This window comes from Mesorhizobium sp. M6A.T.Cr.TU.014.01.1.1 (assembly GCF_004022765.1).
Taxonomy (GTDB): domain Bacteria; phylum Pseudomonadota; class Alphaproteobacteria; order Rhizobiales; family Rhizobiaceae; genus Mesorhizobium; species Mesorhizobium mediterraneum.
This window is the reverse complement of record NZ_RZPG01000014.1, coordinates 1-13,647: the sequence shown is the minus strand read 5'-3', so window position 1 is coordinate 13,647 and position 13,647 is coordinate 1. Positions and strand designations below refer to the sequence as shown.

The 13,647-nt window shown below is 59.0% G+C and carries 11 protein-coding genes and 5 pseudogenes; 5 read left to right on the top strand and 11 right to left on the bottom strand.

The annotated features are described in order from the left end of the window. Nucleotides 1-689: 689 nt before the first annotated feature. Entirely contained in the window at nt 690-1,205 is a 516-nt protein-coding gene (locus EN885_RS17025; protein WP_245329899.1) for a DUF2285 domain-containing protein, read from the bottom strand. A gap of 784 nt (nt 1,206-1,989) precedes the next feature. After that, the gene (locus EN885_RS17020; RefSeq protein ID WP_127294583.1) at nt 1,990-2,220 is read right to left on the bottom strand and encodes a hypothetical protein; all 231 of its coding nucleotides are present in this window, start codon (nt 2,218-2,220) and stop codon (nt 1,990-1,992) included. On the opposite strand from EN885_RS17020, the pseudogene EN885_RS17015 reads away from it, so the two are divergent. Beyond that, nucleotides 2,158-2,456: pseudogene (locus tag EN885_RS17015) on the top strand (IS256 family transposase); the annotation flags it as partial. The gene EN885_RS17020 and the pseudogene EN885_RS17015 overlap by 63 nt on opposite strands. Here EN885_RS17015 and EN885_RS33610 read toward each other — a convergent pair. After that, entirely contained in the window at nt 2,425-2,565 is a 141-nt protein-coding gene (locus EN885_RS33610; protein WP_164546995.1) for a hypothetical protein, read from the bottom strand. The pseudogene EN885_RS17015 and the gene EN885_RS33610 sit on opposite strands and share 32 nt — an antisense overlap. Nucleotides 2,566-2,816: 251 nt before the next feature. On the opposite strand from EN885_RS33610, the gene EN885_RS17010 reads away from it, so the two are divergent. Continuing rightward, nucleotides 2,817-3,038, top strand: a complete 222-nt coding sequence (locus tag EN885_RS17010; protein WP_127294581.1) for a hypothetical protein — start codon at nt 2,817-2,819, stop codon at nt 3,036-3,038. A gap of 296 nt (nt 3,039-3,334) precedes the next feature. After that, the gene (locus EN885_RS34695) at nt 3,335-3,463 is read left to right on the top strand and encodes a hypothetical protein (protein WP_135907184.1); all 129 of its coding nucleotides are present in this window, start codon (nt 3,335-3,337) and stop codon (nt 3,461-3,463) included. Here EN885_RS34695 and EN885_RS17005 read toward each other — a convergent pair. From EN885_RS17005 to EN885_RS34270, 3 genes and pseudogenes are all read right to left on the bottom strand, one after another. Next, a complete protein-coding gene (locus EN885_RS17005) occupies nt 3,429-4,058 on the bottom strand; it encodes a hypothetical protein (protein WP_127294579.1) in 630 nt (209 codons plus the stop codon). The two genes, EN885_RS34695 and EN885_RS17005, sit on opposite strands and share 35 nt — an antisense overlap. 192 nt (nt 4,059-4,250) lie before the next feature. Then, nucleotides 4,251-4,564: pseudogene (locus EN885_RS17000) on the bottom strand (ATP-binding protein); the annotation flags it as partial. Nucleotides 4,565-4,574: 10 nt separating this feature from the next. Then, nucleotides 4,575-5,108, bottom strand: a pseudogene (locus tag EN885_RS34270) (IS21 family transposase); the annotation flags it as partial. Between the two features lie 586 nt (nt 5,109-5,694). Here EN885_RS34270 and EN885_RS16990 point away from each other — a divergent pair. Continuing rightward, complete coding sequence (locus EN885_RS16990; protein ID WP_095486041.1) at nt 5,695-5,967, top strand: hypothetical protein; 273 nt, start codon at nt 5,695-5,697, stop codon at nt 5,965-5,967. Nucleotides 5,968-6,549: 582 nt separating this feature from the next. Here the strand turns inward: EN885_RS16990 and EN885_RS16985 are convergent. Beyond that, the gene (locus EN885_RS16985; protein WP_127294577.1) at nt 6,550-7,866 is read right to left on the bottom strand and encodes a HipA domain-containing protein; all 1,317 of its coding nucleotides are present in this window, start codon (nt 7,864-7,866) and stop codon (nt 6,550-6,552) included. After that, the gene (locus tag EN885_RS16980; RefSeq protein WP_024505831.1) at nt 7,856-8,194 is read right to left on the bottom strand and encodes a helix-turn-helix transcriptional regulator; all 339 of its coding nucleotides are present in this window, start codon (nt 8,192-8,194) and stop codon (nt 7,856-7,858) included. The genes EN885_RS16985 and EN885_RS16980 overlap by 11 nt, the downstream gene beginning before the upstream one ends. Nucleotides 8,195-8,816: 622 nt before the next feature. On the opposite strand from EN885_RS16980, the gene EN885_RS34265 reads away from it, so the two are divergent. Further along, the gene (locus EN885_RS34265; RefSeq protein WP_245463519.1) at nt 8,817-9,044 is read left to right on the top strand and encodes a hypothetical protein; all 228 of its coding nucleotides are present in this window, start codon (nt 8,817-8,819) and stop codon (nt 9,042-9,044) included. Between the two features lie 60 nt (nt 9,045-9,104). Here EN885_RS34265 and EN885_RS16970 read toward each other — a convergent pair. From EN885_RS16970 to EN885_RS16960, 3 genes and pseudogenes are all read right to left on the bottom strand, one after another. Continuing rightward, nucleotides 9,105-10,447: pseudogene (locus EN885_RS16970) on the bottom strand (IS5 family transposase). Between the two features lie 217 nt (nt 10,448-10,664). Next, nucleotides 10,665-11,416, bottom strand: a pseudogene (locus tag EN885_RS16965) (IS5 family transposase). A gap of 162 nt (nt 11,417-11,578) precedes the next feature. After that, complete coding sequence (locus EN885_RS16960; RefSeq protein WP_127294575.1) at nt 11,579-12,817, bottom strand: acetyl-CoA carboxylase biotin carboxylase subunit family protein; 1,239 nt, start codon at nt 12,815-12,817, stop codon at nt 11,579-11,581. Between the last annotated feature and the right edge of the window lie 830 nt (nt 12,818-13,647).

Here is a 13,647-nt window from a genome sequence, read left to right as displayed (position 1 = left end):
GATGCCCGGCAGGCGACTGAGCTCGCTGCCGGGCCGGACATGCCTTGGGAGGGCATAAGTCAGCGCTCCTAGGGCCGATGGGCCACTCAGTTCGTGCGCCTTTTGCCGATTGCGTTGCATGGGCCGTGCCAAGCCAAAAAGCATTGATAAACCGCCGATGGATCAGCTTTTGCCCTGTTGCGCATTCTACATTGTGGGATATGCGACAATGCCCAAGCGGTTGAATCGTCGTGTTGGAGACGCCCAGACGGGTCATGACTGCTATTCTTAGGACAGTGCGCAGCAAGCCGCTACTCGCTGCACTCCAGGCACACCATTTCCATAATCAAGCGGTGGGTGCTATGTTGACCGAGCTGTCGACCAGGGAACGGTGTGAGGCCTCAAATCCCTCCATATTGTTGCACCCGCCGGTCCAACAGGACTGCAGGTCCGGACTCAAAGGATCTTGGCTGCTATGGCGACATTGCGGTGCACGCCGCTTTCCGACCAATGATGTGCGTCCAGGTCGAGGCCGGCCCTAATGAACCACCGCCTTGGCACCCTCGCCCATCTCATTTCGGCATCGACAAGCTAGACCAGAGCGCACCTTGCAAGGCGCCATGCAGTCCTGTCGGCGGGCGAACTGTTGGTGACGGGTACAGCTGCGAGCGAACGTTCATCCACCGACGCACAGCGCGGACTGTCGCTTTTCAAATTAGGAAATCTCTGTAGCCACCATTCATGAGCGCGCGGCCACGCGAGACGGCCCGACGGATGCGGTCGCGCAGATGATCGCGAGGATCCGCCCAGTCGGCATGGACGCGCCGTTGACCGATGAGAACTTCGGCGAGCTCGCGATGAGGTGCTCCGGCGAGCGAACCGTCGAGCGCACGAAGAACGAAGGACAAACGGACGCCGCGCTTTTCCGGCGCAAACAAGCGGGGGGGCAACTGTTGCCCTAGACTGAGAGCATTGAGGCACTCCAGTCCCCTCAGTCGATGCTTTAAAAGCACCGCGGGCCAGATGGCTTGCGTATGCAGGCAAACAGGGTGGAGGATATTCGCGCCCGAGACGGCGAGCTGCAGCGCGTGGTCCGCATTGCGAAGAAGAACATGCTGGCTCTTGTCGGGCGCCAGCAGGACGGTTGCACGACAGGGCAATGCCGAGAGTTCGAACGGCGGTGTCGGCGACGAGGCAGGCAACCGTTCCGCAATGACCGGCAGCACATGGACGCACCAGAGCGGACACCAGAATACGACCGAAGCGCGGCCACAAGACTCCGCGAAACAGAACACCCCAGCGTGACAGGTCGCCGGCCGACGCGACCATATCGAGAAAGGATTGGAGAGACCAAGTCTTGCAATGCTGGCGCGCAGCGGTCAGATCGCGCTGGAACGCTGGATTGCGGCGTAAGAACTCCCAAGCCCATTCCCGCAGCGTCAGGCCAGCGGTGTAGTCGTATGATCTTTCATCCCGCCAATCGGCCTGATCCGCGCCAGTCAGGAGATTCATGACTGACATCCCCTGCCCGCGCCTGCGTGCGTCGAAACATTATGCCACTTCGCAAAGCATCGGCGAAGGCAGCAGACGTCGAAGACCCCGTTTCGTTGAAGCGTCAGCCATCGCCACTGTCGGCGACAGAAGATGTGCCCAAATTGCCACCAGACCGTCGAACGGGCACAGCGACGGCCAGCGCGACCTGGAATTGATTCCGTAACGGTCATCGGCTCCTGCGTCGCGATCCAGACGTCCCTTGAAGGCGCAGTAGCGCGGCAGTGGATCGCACGCTGCTTGTCGGCAAGTTGTCGTAGCGGCGGCGCCATAGGCACGGTCATTGGAGGGTCTCCTGCGGCAAGTTTTCGCCATTGGAGGCCAATCTCCCCGCTAGGGCAGCCTGTGCAGTTGCACAGGTGAAGCGGATCAATCAGGGGGAGCCATGGCGGAAACTGGATGATGACGGCTTGAGGAGAGCGGCGTATCGAGGCGGGTGATGAAGCCTGCCAGTACCTCTCAAGGAGAGTGATATGCCATGAACGAGACTATCAACACATTGTTCGCCTTCGTCAGCCCGACGAAATCGATGATACCCCGACGGATGTACTTCGCAGCGGCGCGCGCAAATTGCTTGCGCATGCGATCGAGATGGAGGCCGAAGCGTATGCCAAGGCGGTCGACTGACTGACGAAAGATCAGAATGCGTCGCTGGCGCTCTACGATTTCCCCGCCGAACACTGGGATCATCTGCGATCGTCCAATCCCATCGAAAGCGTCTTTGCAACCGTTCGCCATCGCACGGTGCGTAGCAAGGGCTCGCTATCCTGGAAAATCGCCCAGCTGATGGTCTTCAAGCTGGTCATTGCCGCGGCCAGGAGGTGGCACGATTGAAAGGACAAAATCAGTTGCCGAAACTCATCGCAGGTGCCAGGTTCCTGGACGGAATCGAGGTCATCGAAACGAAGCCGCAGAGCGCCGCTTGATCAGCCTCGTCACCCAAATTCCAGCATAGCTCCATCGGAACTGCCAGCCTTCCTTGCCGATCAGGCGCATATCAGCGCTGACGATACCGAGGACGGCGATGGCGGTCACCTCCAGGCCGCCGAGTAACGACCCTCAAAACACCGCACTGGTCGAGGCCAGCCTGAACCGGTATCTTGTGCCTGCCCTCGGGAGTCGCTCTATCCACCATGTGATCGACACCGACATTGCTAACATCACCAAGAAGATCGTCGCCGGGGGTCACCCGCAAGCGGCTAACACGGCCTTCTGGTGTATGCGGGCATTTTTCAACTGGTGTCGCAAACCGCCGCAACGGCTCATCGCGGTTTCCCCGCGAGGGATTGGAAAATCCGGATCCGGCCCCGATCGTCAAGCGCAAGCGAGTGGTGAACGATGCCGAACTGGCGGCTATATGGACGGGCTGTGAGCCCGAACCGGGCGATATCGGCTATTCGTTCGGCTCCATCGTCAAGCTGCTCATTCTGACCGGACAGAGGCGTACGGAAGTTGCCGCGATGCGTTGGTCCTCAACCTTGAAGCCGGAACATGGAACTATCGGGTGACCGCACGAAGAACGAAGAGCCTACGCTTATTCCGCTGTCCACACTGGCGGTGTCGGTCCCCCAGTCGGTACCGAAGACCAATGACACGTTTTTTTCCCTGCGAGGGGCAACGAAAGAAGCCACTTCTCAGGCTACGCGAAGGGCAAGAAGGCTCTAGACGGCAAGGTCAATACTGACGGGGTGGCTTTGGAGAACTGGACCCTTCACGATCTGCGCAGGACGCTCGCGACAAATCTCGGCAGGCGGCAGGTATTGCCACACGTCATCGAGCACATAGTGAACACAAGGCGGCGTCCTTGACAGACATTGGCGAAATCTACAATCTCTATAGCAACGTCAAGGAGAAGCGCGAGGTGTTGCAGATGTGGTCAAATCACATCGAATGGCTGATCAAGCAGGCTGCGGATGACGCTCTGGCGGCGTAGCTGCTGGCATGGGCGGAAGATGCGGCGCAACAATCGTCAGAGCCTCATCGAATTGGAGATCATACTTGACCAGCAAATGCGCGGCCAATGCTTCGATGGCCGACCAGTGATCGAGTACTAGCCGGGCCGTGCAATCTTCGATCCGCCCCCAATCGGGGCGGCGCGGCATCAGGAACCGCAACTCACCATAGATTCGCTTGGCATCCGCGTAGTCGCTGCTCCCCTCATTCCCATCGGATGCATTCATCGCCATATCGCGCGGGTCCAGATAGCCTTCGAATGCGGATTCTGCAAAAGGACCTGCCAGACACGCAACTATCTCCCGGATCGCATCATCGCGTTCCAAACATCGATCCATATCGTCCTCGAAAATCGGCTTTCGCTTCGAGGTGAATCCTTGCGCTAAATAAAAACCCGCGCCTTCGACAACACCACCGCACTCTCCGTCACCGGCGTGGGGGTAAATACTAACACTTGAGAAAGCAGGGAGTTCACGGTCGTCGTCGAACATCTGACGGTGCAAAACGATGGCGGCCACCGCGTGCCCGGCTTCGTGATGCGCCACAAGCGGCAGATATTGGGAGGCTACATTCATGCGGTGCGGCTCTCAGGTCTAGTTTGCTTTTGCGCATAGGACCGCAATTGTCGTGCCAACTGGGAAAATCATTTCGGGCAATGCGATCGCTCCGATAGCGTTGTGTCTCCTGTCTGACATTGTTGGGAAGTCGACACGCGCCCGTCACAATGCGGTCGACCTTCCGCGCGAGTTGGGTGACCCGTGAAGGCGGCCGACCAGGACGATGTTGCGCTGATCGGCGACGAAGGCGCCGCCGGGCGAGATCGCGCATCAGGGGGTGACCGGCGTGTCGGCGAAGTCGAAGTCGTCGATGTCCTTGGCCAGCGGCAACTTGGCGACAGCGAACTGGTATTTGATGGAGCGGGCCTGCTTCTCCGATATCTCGGCCTGCAAGAGATCACCGACAATCCTGGGCGGCTCGTGCCGTCGCTTGATGGCGACGCGCCCATGATCTCGTCATAGGCTCTGCGCATTCCGTAGAGCTTCAGCGCTCCCATCAGTTCCAGTACCTCGGTGCGTTCCATGGCTGTTTGTCCTCCTGAGACTGTCATAGCGGGCGCAGTCGGCGACCGCTCGTGAGCTAGCTCCAGCGCCTGGGGAATGGAAAGGATCGTGCCCGGCGCCGGATCGCGGCTGCGGGCCAGGATGTTGAGGATCACCGGCGCCGACGATGCACCGTGCTCGATGGCTTCCTGACAGGCGGCCTCGACCGCGCTCAATCCGTCGGTCAGCACCCAGGTGAGGATCAACACCATCTGCCGGTCGACGTCATCAACCGCCTTGAGCTGCGCCGCACCTTCTCCATTGCCGACCGCAGGACCCAGCCAAGGAACGGCGCGCGCCGTGTGCCAGGGATCGTAGACGGCCTCGTTGCGGCCAAAGGAGCGAACGTGTTCTCCCACGACCACGCCATCCTCTGGCGGATGCGATCCGATCGACACAAGCATGGATCTCGACGGGCCGACCGACGGCACTCGACAGCACCGAGTATTTGTTGTTGTCGAAGCGCACCGTGCAGGTCTTCGACACCGACGGGGGAATGCAATGGAAGCCGTCGAAGCGACCGGCAGCCGCTGCCGCTGCGGCTTGGCCGCATTCGCCGACAGAAGCCGGTCCAGCGTCTCACGCCGAGCTCCCATGCGGGGATAGGGCTGGTGCTTGCGCTCGTAGCGGAACTGCGTCTCCTCAGAACGCAGGACCTTGCGCACCACCTTGCGCGAGATCTTCAGCTCACGGCAGATCGCTTTGATCGACTTCCGCTGGACCAGCGACAGCCGACGTATCTTTGCAATCGTCTCTAAAACCAACATCCAAAACACAAATGCCTCCGATCAAGCCGGAGGCACCTTGATGACCCCATCGTTAAAGGGTCCCGTTTGGACGAAAATCACCCTTTAAACAGGGTCCCCATTCCACGAAAAATCAATGCACTACCTTCCGCAGCTGCGAGAGATCGCCACCGACCGCTTTGAAGGGGCTTTCGGCGGTCTCGTCAGCGAGGTTGTGGCATGAAGAAACATCAATCCACAGCATTGGGCCGAAGCATGCCACGGGCTCATGCCGCGGGAGAGCGGGAATATATTCTTGAAAGAAGCGGTCTCCGACATCAATACCGACAGGATGGGCAGCTTTCTCACATCACTTGAGGTCGAGCGTGGCAGTTGCGACCCGCAATGCAAGGCTGGCGGCGATGCATGCCTTTGCGCGGTTCCTGATTTCGGAGCACCCCGAATATATGGATACGCTGCAACTGGTGGTGACACTTCCCTTCAAGAGGGCGCGTGGGTGGCACCTGTCGAACATCTCGATGAGCCCGGAAATCAAGAGCGTCCTGGCGCGTATCGACCGCCGCACGCCTTCTGGACAGCGGGATTACGCTCTGTTTTCGCTGATGTTCAATACGGATGCACGAGTTCAGGGATCCTGAATCTTCTATTGTGACCTTCGTCTGGTATCGCCCTGTCCCGCCGAGCAAAGCAACGACCGCCCCACACTGCTCACCCGGTTCGGTGTTCGATACTTGCTGCGCACACATGGCTGCGGGCGAAGGAACCACCCTGGCTGAAAAAAGCATCCATCATCGCCCTTTGCGGGACACGACGGCATCCACCTCGTTAAGGCGGGTGTTGACATCGCCACCATCAGTCGATGGCCAGGCCACTCGGGCTGAACTAACGATGCGCTACGCCCAGGCCGGTATCGATATGAATCGGCAAGCGCTCGAACAAGTCTTCCCCGACGTGATGTCATCGGCAAAAGATCAGACGATCATCGCTTTGATGGCTGGATGTTTGGCTGGCTGCACCGCTTGTAGACGCTCAGTTATGTGGAGTTGTATCGCGGGAAGTCGCGCGTCTTGGGCTTTTGCGGTGTCAGCTCCACATCTCTCCGCAGTGCACGTTGTCACTGTTGAAGAGCCGTTTGTTCAATCTTCGTCCTGGCACGGCAAGGGTTGTCCATATTGTGGGCGTCTTGCGCTTGCCGAGCTTGTCCGAAATCCAGCGCCGGATCAGGCGTGAACACTGTTGCGTAGTTCGTCAGCCAGAGCGCGGAGAACGTCGGCGCTTCCTTCCAGCGCCGTAAAAGCGTAGGGATTGAGGAACTGTCGGCCCCAGAACAGATTGCGATCTATGCCGGATAGCGTAGCTTCCTCGCTGACACGCGGCCAATTCTCGGCAATGCATCGGAGCTGGCCTTCAACAATCGCAAGAGCTTCCGGCGCGCTGAGCAGGAAGTGATGCGCGGCTTCAAGGCAGGACGCTATCCGGCTCATGCGGTTATTGCCGCTGATGAGCATGGCCTGGCTGGCCTCCTGGCCACTGCGGGCCTGCGGACAAATATCGTACGCAGGCGTGAGGGTGAGCCTAGCCCCGTCCCAGAATGCCGCATGGTTGCGGGCATGATCGTCGGTGTTGCCGCAAAGTATGTTGAAGACAATGCGGCTGAACAACTCGCGCAGAGTTTCCGACGGCGCGGTGAATCGGTGGCGAATGATCTCCGCCAAATCCTGGTAGCTGGCGTAACGCGCCATCATCTCATCGAGCGCGAGCATCGTCAGCGCTGAGACCATGGATTTGCGTTGCCAGCCGCCCGTGACCTTGATCCGGTCGAATCGCTCGACGAGCAACACGTCGTTGCCTGCGGCGCGAACGAGCGAGACGGATGCCGCTCTGATGCCGCACAAGGCGGCAAGCCGCATGGCTATGAATTCTCCTTTGACGACGCTGTAAAGGTCGGCAGACGAGGAAAATTTCGCGACATGCTTGACGGCGTCATCCTCGATCAGCGCCTTTGGCCTTGCGCCGCCGATCGAGCTGCCGTGATGCAGCGCCTGATCTAATTCGGGGGTGAGCGGAATACCTTTCTCTACCCGCTCCGCCGATTGGACAAGCTCTTCGAGAGTGGCATTGGCCAGTGCGCGCGGCTCGTAATGCATGGGCGAAAACTGAAAATCGAGCGCGCCGATGCGGTCCGAGCCTGATTCCAGCAAGAACGTCAGTTCTGAAATATCGAGCCGCGCGATTTCATCGCCCTTCACACCGAATTTGCGGTTTAGGATAACCCGTCGTCCCCAGGCATCAGGGGCAGCATCGCGGATGCATCCCGGCATGGTTAGGCCAGGAAGCAAAGGCAATTCGCCTGCCTTCAGGGGCAGTTCCGGGAGATAAAGCGGGATCGCGCTGCCCAGTTCACGAAAGCTCCTGCCATAGTTGAAGCTGACGAGTCCGTCATGGGCATATAGCCGCCCGGCGACAACCGGCGCGGTCTCGCCCGGCAGCCAGACCCAGACATAGGCTTCGTCGTACTTAGGGACCTTAGAACTCATCGACGATCTGCTTGCCGGCCTTGTAGACGTGCTTCGGCAGCAGCGCGATGCGATCGTCCATGCGGCCTGTGAGGGCTGTGATGCCATTGCCGTCGGCATCGAACAGCTTCACACCGACAATGGCAGCAGCTTCGAACATCAGTCCGATTTCGACTTTGGGATCGCCCTTCTCGATGCGCTGCAGGGTGCTGCGTGAAACACCGATTCTCTCGGCTAACTCCTGTGCGGTTAACCGGTGCTGCATCCGGCCAAGCCGGACGGTCTTACCGAAAAGGCCAAGCGCTTCCATCGCGTAGCGCGAATAGGTGCGTTTATGCGTTGCCGTCATTCGGGTCTCTGTGACCTATACATGATCCATATCGCCTTCTTTCGGCCCTTATATAGGTAATGTCACAGAGCGACTGCCAAAGTCAAGACTCCGTATCGTATGACCCTAATCCCCCTGATTCGACTTTATATGCAGCAAGAGTTCGCATCACGGCTACGTTCGGAAAGCGAGATAGAATGCGACGGGAGACGCCAGCGTTACCCATCCGAACGAGGAAGGCGGATATTGCCGACGGCTCCTGCACAACCGGCCAGCTCTGCGCGCCTCGGGCCAGGCAGAGATCTGGCGCTGGATCGCGGACAGCCTTGAGACGCCTCGCATGAGTCATTCCATGGGCGGTCCCAGTGCCACTACGCCAAGCGCGATGAAGCGTTGCGGTCTTCGTCGCGCGCAACGGCGACAGCGTGCAGGAGGATGGCTCGGGTCAGGGTGGACAAGCATCTGCGTAACATTTTGCTTCTGGAGGACGGGACGAGTCCAGGTTGGCCGCTGCTCAAGGCGCTGGCTCCGCAGCAGAGCGGAGGGAACTGGAGGGTCTGGTCCGGCGTCGAGGCACGGCGCAAGGCCTGCCGCGAGGGCGCGGATAGTGCTACTGGCCAGCGAGAGGATTTAGAACAAGGAATTGCCTTACCTTGGTGCAACGCCCAACACGGGGCACATTGCGTCGGCGCTTTGCCGAAAAGTTGTCGCGGTGCTGGGCGCCTCCAATCTGACCTTCGCCTTTGCCAGGTCCAGCCAGAAGCTGCCGGACTGGATCGAGGGCCAGGTGCGGGCGCTCGCCTTCTTCGGCGGCGTCACCAGGGCGATCGTCTGCGACGCCCTTTGGCAGGCGCACGTGGGCTTCAGCTGAACCGCCTCCGAGATGCGCAAGCCGGCAGCATAGCAAGTCGGCCGTGAACAATGAGAGGGATCAGGCTTCGAGCTCTTTCGGCTGACTTTGTAGGGCTGCGATGAGAAGCCACAAAAATCCCTTCAGCCACCTGAGCAGGAGGGAGAAGCTGTATCCGACGGCGGCCAGAATGGCGTTGAGGGCGTCGCCCTGCTGGCCGGCGAGGTAGTTGCGGCCCATGCGGTGTTCGCTCTTGATGTGGCCGATGACGGGCTCGACCGCCGAGCGCCGCCGCATCTGGCGCTTTGGCTGGGGTGACGCGGCGTTTCTGGCCGGCGGTGAAGACCCTGAGCTTGTGGCTCTGCGGTGCGTTATGGCCGCGATAGCCGGCGTCGGCGAGGATGCGGCCGATCTCGTTGCCGATGGTCTTTTCCATGTCGGGGATGACGCTTGCCAGCGTGTGGCCGTCATAGGGATTGCCGGGCAGTGCTTTGCATGCAGGGCGAACTGGCCACCCCTGGAGCGCTTCAGCGTGGTGGCCACCGACACCTTTACCCCGAACTCGTAGGGCATATGTGCCTTGCCCTTGCCGATGCATTCCACCTCGTGCGCGTGCAGGCTGTAGATCTTGCGGCCGCGCTGGCGCTGACGTTGCTCGAGAACGGTGGCAGGCTGGTACAGCGGCCATTTGAAGAGCGCGTCCAGCCCCGCATCGCCGGCGATCTGGCGACCAATGTCGCGAATGGTCCGGCCGAGATAGGTCTTGAGCTTGCGTAGCGCCTTGTTGGCCCGCTTGAACTGCTTGGCGTGGGCATAGCGCTGGTGGCTGATCAGCGCCAGCTTGCCGACCCGCACATAACTCTGGCGCAAATGGAGCCCCGTCCTCTTGGCCAGCCGCACCAGCCGTTCGCGTGCCCGATGGATGAGCTTGGCGTCGGTCGGGAACATGACGTTCTTCGGCTGCACGGTGGTGTCGACGATCACCTGGCGCGTGTCGGCCGGTTTCATCGCCCGGTCTTGACCGCGAGGCTGAGGCTCTCCTGCAACAGCACCATGATCCGCTCCTCGCCCATACGGCTGCGCCAACGCGTCATCGAGGAGCGGTCGAACGGCAGCGTATGGCAAAAGAACGTCTCGCCGGTGAGATACTGGAAGTAAGGGTTCTCCACCCAGCGCTCGCACAGCACCTCATCCGACAGGTTGAAGGTGTGCTTGAGGATCGCCAGCCCCGCCATCAGCCGGGTCGGCAGCGGCGGCATGCCGGGGCCGTCCGAATAGACGGCGCCGAAACGCTCCTCCAGCACCGGCCAGTCGATCGCCTGCGCCAGCCGCACCAGTTCGTGCTTCATGTTGATGATCTGATCGAGCCTGGAGCGGAACAGGTCCTGCTCTCCCGTCTCGCGCTTCTCGCGTGGCCTGGACATTCGCCGTCCCCTCGATTCGCCGCCGCCGAACCGAGTGAATCACGCTCCGCAGCACAAGGGAATCGAAAACCGAATTGCAGGAAAACAGCGTCCAAATACCGCTAATCCTGCAATTCAAAAGACGCTATCCGCTTCCCAGGCCAGATCAATGGCTTGCGGATTAGTTCACGGTCGACTAGCAAGTGGGTTCTTCAGGGACGACTACTAGGGCGTGTCCTCAGTTGAGGAGGAAAGTTATGGCGACGAGTTGGACGACGGCAAGGAAATTGCGCGCGGTCTTGTCATAACGCGTGGCGATGGCGCCGAAGTGTTGAGCTTGTTGAAGAACCGCTCGACGAGATTGCGCTCGCGGTAGAGTGCGAAATCGGTCTGGTGCGGGATGAGGCGGTTGGGCTTGGGGGGGATGACCGGGGTGATTCGGCGGTCCTTGTGGGTCTGGATGAGGGCGTCGGCGTCGTAGGCCTTGTCCGCAAGAAGGGCTTGCGGGTCGACTTGGTCGAGCAGCGGCCCAGTTGGCTAAGATCGGAGGCTTGGCCGGGGGTCAAAGAGAAGCCGACGGGGTTGCCCAAGGCGTCGACCACGGCGTGGATCTTGGTGATCAGTCCGCCTCGGGAGCGTCCGATGGCTTGGTTTTCGCCCGCTTTTTTTGGGCGCCGGCGCTGTGTTGGTGAGCCCGCACGATGGTTGCGTCCAGCGACATGTACTCGTTGTCGTGATCACTGGCCAAAGTCTTGAAGATCGGTCAAAAACGCCACTCTTGGCCCACCGGTCGAAGCGTTGCCAGACAATCTTCCAGTCCCCGAAACGTGGTGGCAGGTCGCGCCAGGGAATACCCGCCCGGTAGCGGTAGAGCACCGCTTCGACAAACAGCCGGTTGTCCTGCGCCGTTCCGCCCACATGGCCCTCACGGCCGGGCAGGAAATCCTTGACCCGATCCCACTGGTCGTCGCGAAGTCCGTATCGCCGCATCGGTCGGTTCCCCAAATCAAACCGACCACCTATGAAGCACTCAAACACTGATTTGGGAATCCCCTAACTGAAGACACGCTCTAGTTCGTCTTCGGGCTCCATCATGTCGCCGACATCCAAGTGAAATTTTTTGGTCTGCGCCCCCCTCCGCGGCGAAGGGCCTCAAGTTGTTCCTGTTTCGCCGCGGGTCGAAAATGGTGTGATCGACCAATCGATCAAGCTGACGGCACCCTCAAGTATCTCCTCCGTCCGCGCAAGGCTAGGTGAAGCGGCTATGACATAGCCAATCCAGTCTCGGGAATCGCCTTTCCTGAGAATCGGCGTCTTGGGTTCAACGCGGAAATTTACCTCGGCGACACCGGATAGTGCGACCGCCCGACTCTCGCCAACGATCGAATCAATTATGCCATCGCGGTCTGGAACAAGTAGCCGCGCGGCTGCAGTGTGGGATTGCCTTTTTTGCAAATCCCATGCCTCGCCGATCGCCAGCTTGATGTGCTCGGTGACAAGATCGATGCCGTAAGCCAGCCGAATCAGTTGGGGAGTTGGTGTGCAAGGAAGACGTGGATTGACTTCGATGACGACTGGGCCACGCATCGTCCACCGGAACTCAATGCCTGTTGGCCCCCAGCCAAGGCCGAGAGCTCGCAAACAGTTCAGCGAAACTTCGGCGATGCACTTACGCTGGTCATAGGCCAGCGCGGCCGGGAAGGCGCACTCTCGAAATACGAAGTATGGAAGATCGCCCAAGTCAGCGGTCCCGATCCCAATGATGTCATTCCCCATTATCTCCGCACTAAAATACGGGCCTTGTGCGAATTCTTCGACCAGTATCCTCGGCGAAGACTGCCATTTATGCTTCCCGCCCAACAGATAGGTCGAATGTTCGAATAACTCATCGACGGTGCGGCACAAGCGGACTCCGCAGCTAAAACTCCCTTCGGCCGGCTTAAGAATCACTGGTAGGCCAATCTCTGTGGCAGAGCGTTCTATGTCCGTCGCGTTCGCTGCTAAACGATAAGCAGGTATTGGGACGCCCGCCTCCGCGAGGAGTTGACGTTGAACTAATTTGTCGCAGCACCGTTCAACGGATTCGGGGTCGGGTCCGGGTAAATCGAAATGCCGGCAGAGCTTTCCAACTGTCGCATAGAATGAGTCACCGGTGCTTGTAATCCCAGCAATGTCATAGTTCGCACGTAGCTGAAGACATTCGTGGATCAGCGCGTCGAGGTTGTCTGTATCGACACGAATGACGATGCTTTGCGGCGTCAGACGGTTGTACCGAGCTGGATCAGCCGAAAGGATAATTGGGTGAAGACCAAGACGCAGGGCCGCTTGGACGTAGAGCGGACCAACGTCCCATGGATAGATTTCGATTAATATGAGCGCTCTTCTTGTCATGGCTGCTGCCCTCATGTCGCTTGCTATTCGGCCGTCTGAGCATACATCAGTTTGCATAGGCATTGATTTTCGGACTGACCTCCTATCATTGTCGTGAACGTACCATTTTCAGCGATTTGCGGTCGTAAAGATTGTGCAAAGTTACTTGAAAGATCTGTTGCAATGTCCGCGCGCGAATTGGCGAGTGGTGGTCAGGCAGTGAGACTGACGAATTGGCCGGGGTAGGATCAGCCTAAGGCCGTAAAATCGTTAAGACTACGTTCTGATTCGAAGCTTCTTTTGGAAGCTTGAAAGCGTGGATACGACCTTTGGCTGCTGGCGCGCTTTCGACGGAGAGATTGTCAGGATCGGAAGTTCCTGGTCTCCCACGGTTCCGTAACGCCCACCAACGCGAATTTCCACGGGTTCCGCGCATTCCGTCTTTTGTCGAACAGCTCTCGATTGTATTCGAGTTTTCTAGAGCTAATTATAAAGTCGCCTTACAGAATTCACATACTTTTTTAACATATTTTAGCTTGTCGTCAGGACGAGTTTGGTCCCTATTCTGACGTCAAATATGGGGAAGAGAAACATAACCTTTCGAAGCAAATTAATGCTTTCGGAAGTCTAATGTAGCGACTTTAAGAGCGGGCTGTTTCCGTAGCGCCGAACGCGTAGGATTCATTGGTACGGGCAGCATGGGGCGACCAATGATCGCAAGGTTCGCGGCAATTGCGCCGCCGATGAGAACTGTACCGCACCTAATTTGCCCCTATACGGAGGAATTGACATGAATACCCTCGATCAGGGGACCGCACTGGAGCAAGCCGCACGCAAACGCATCAAGGATT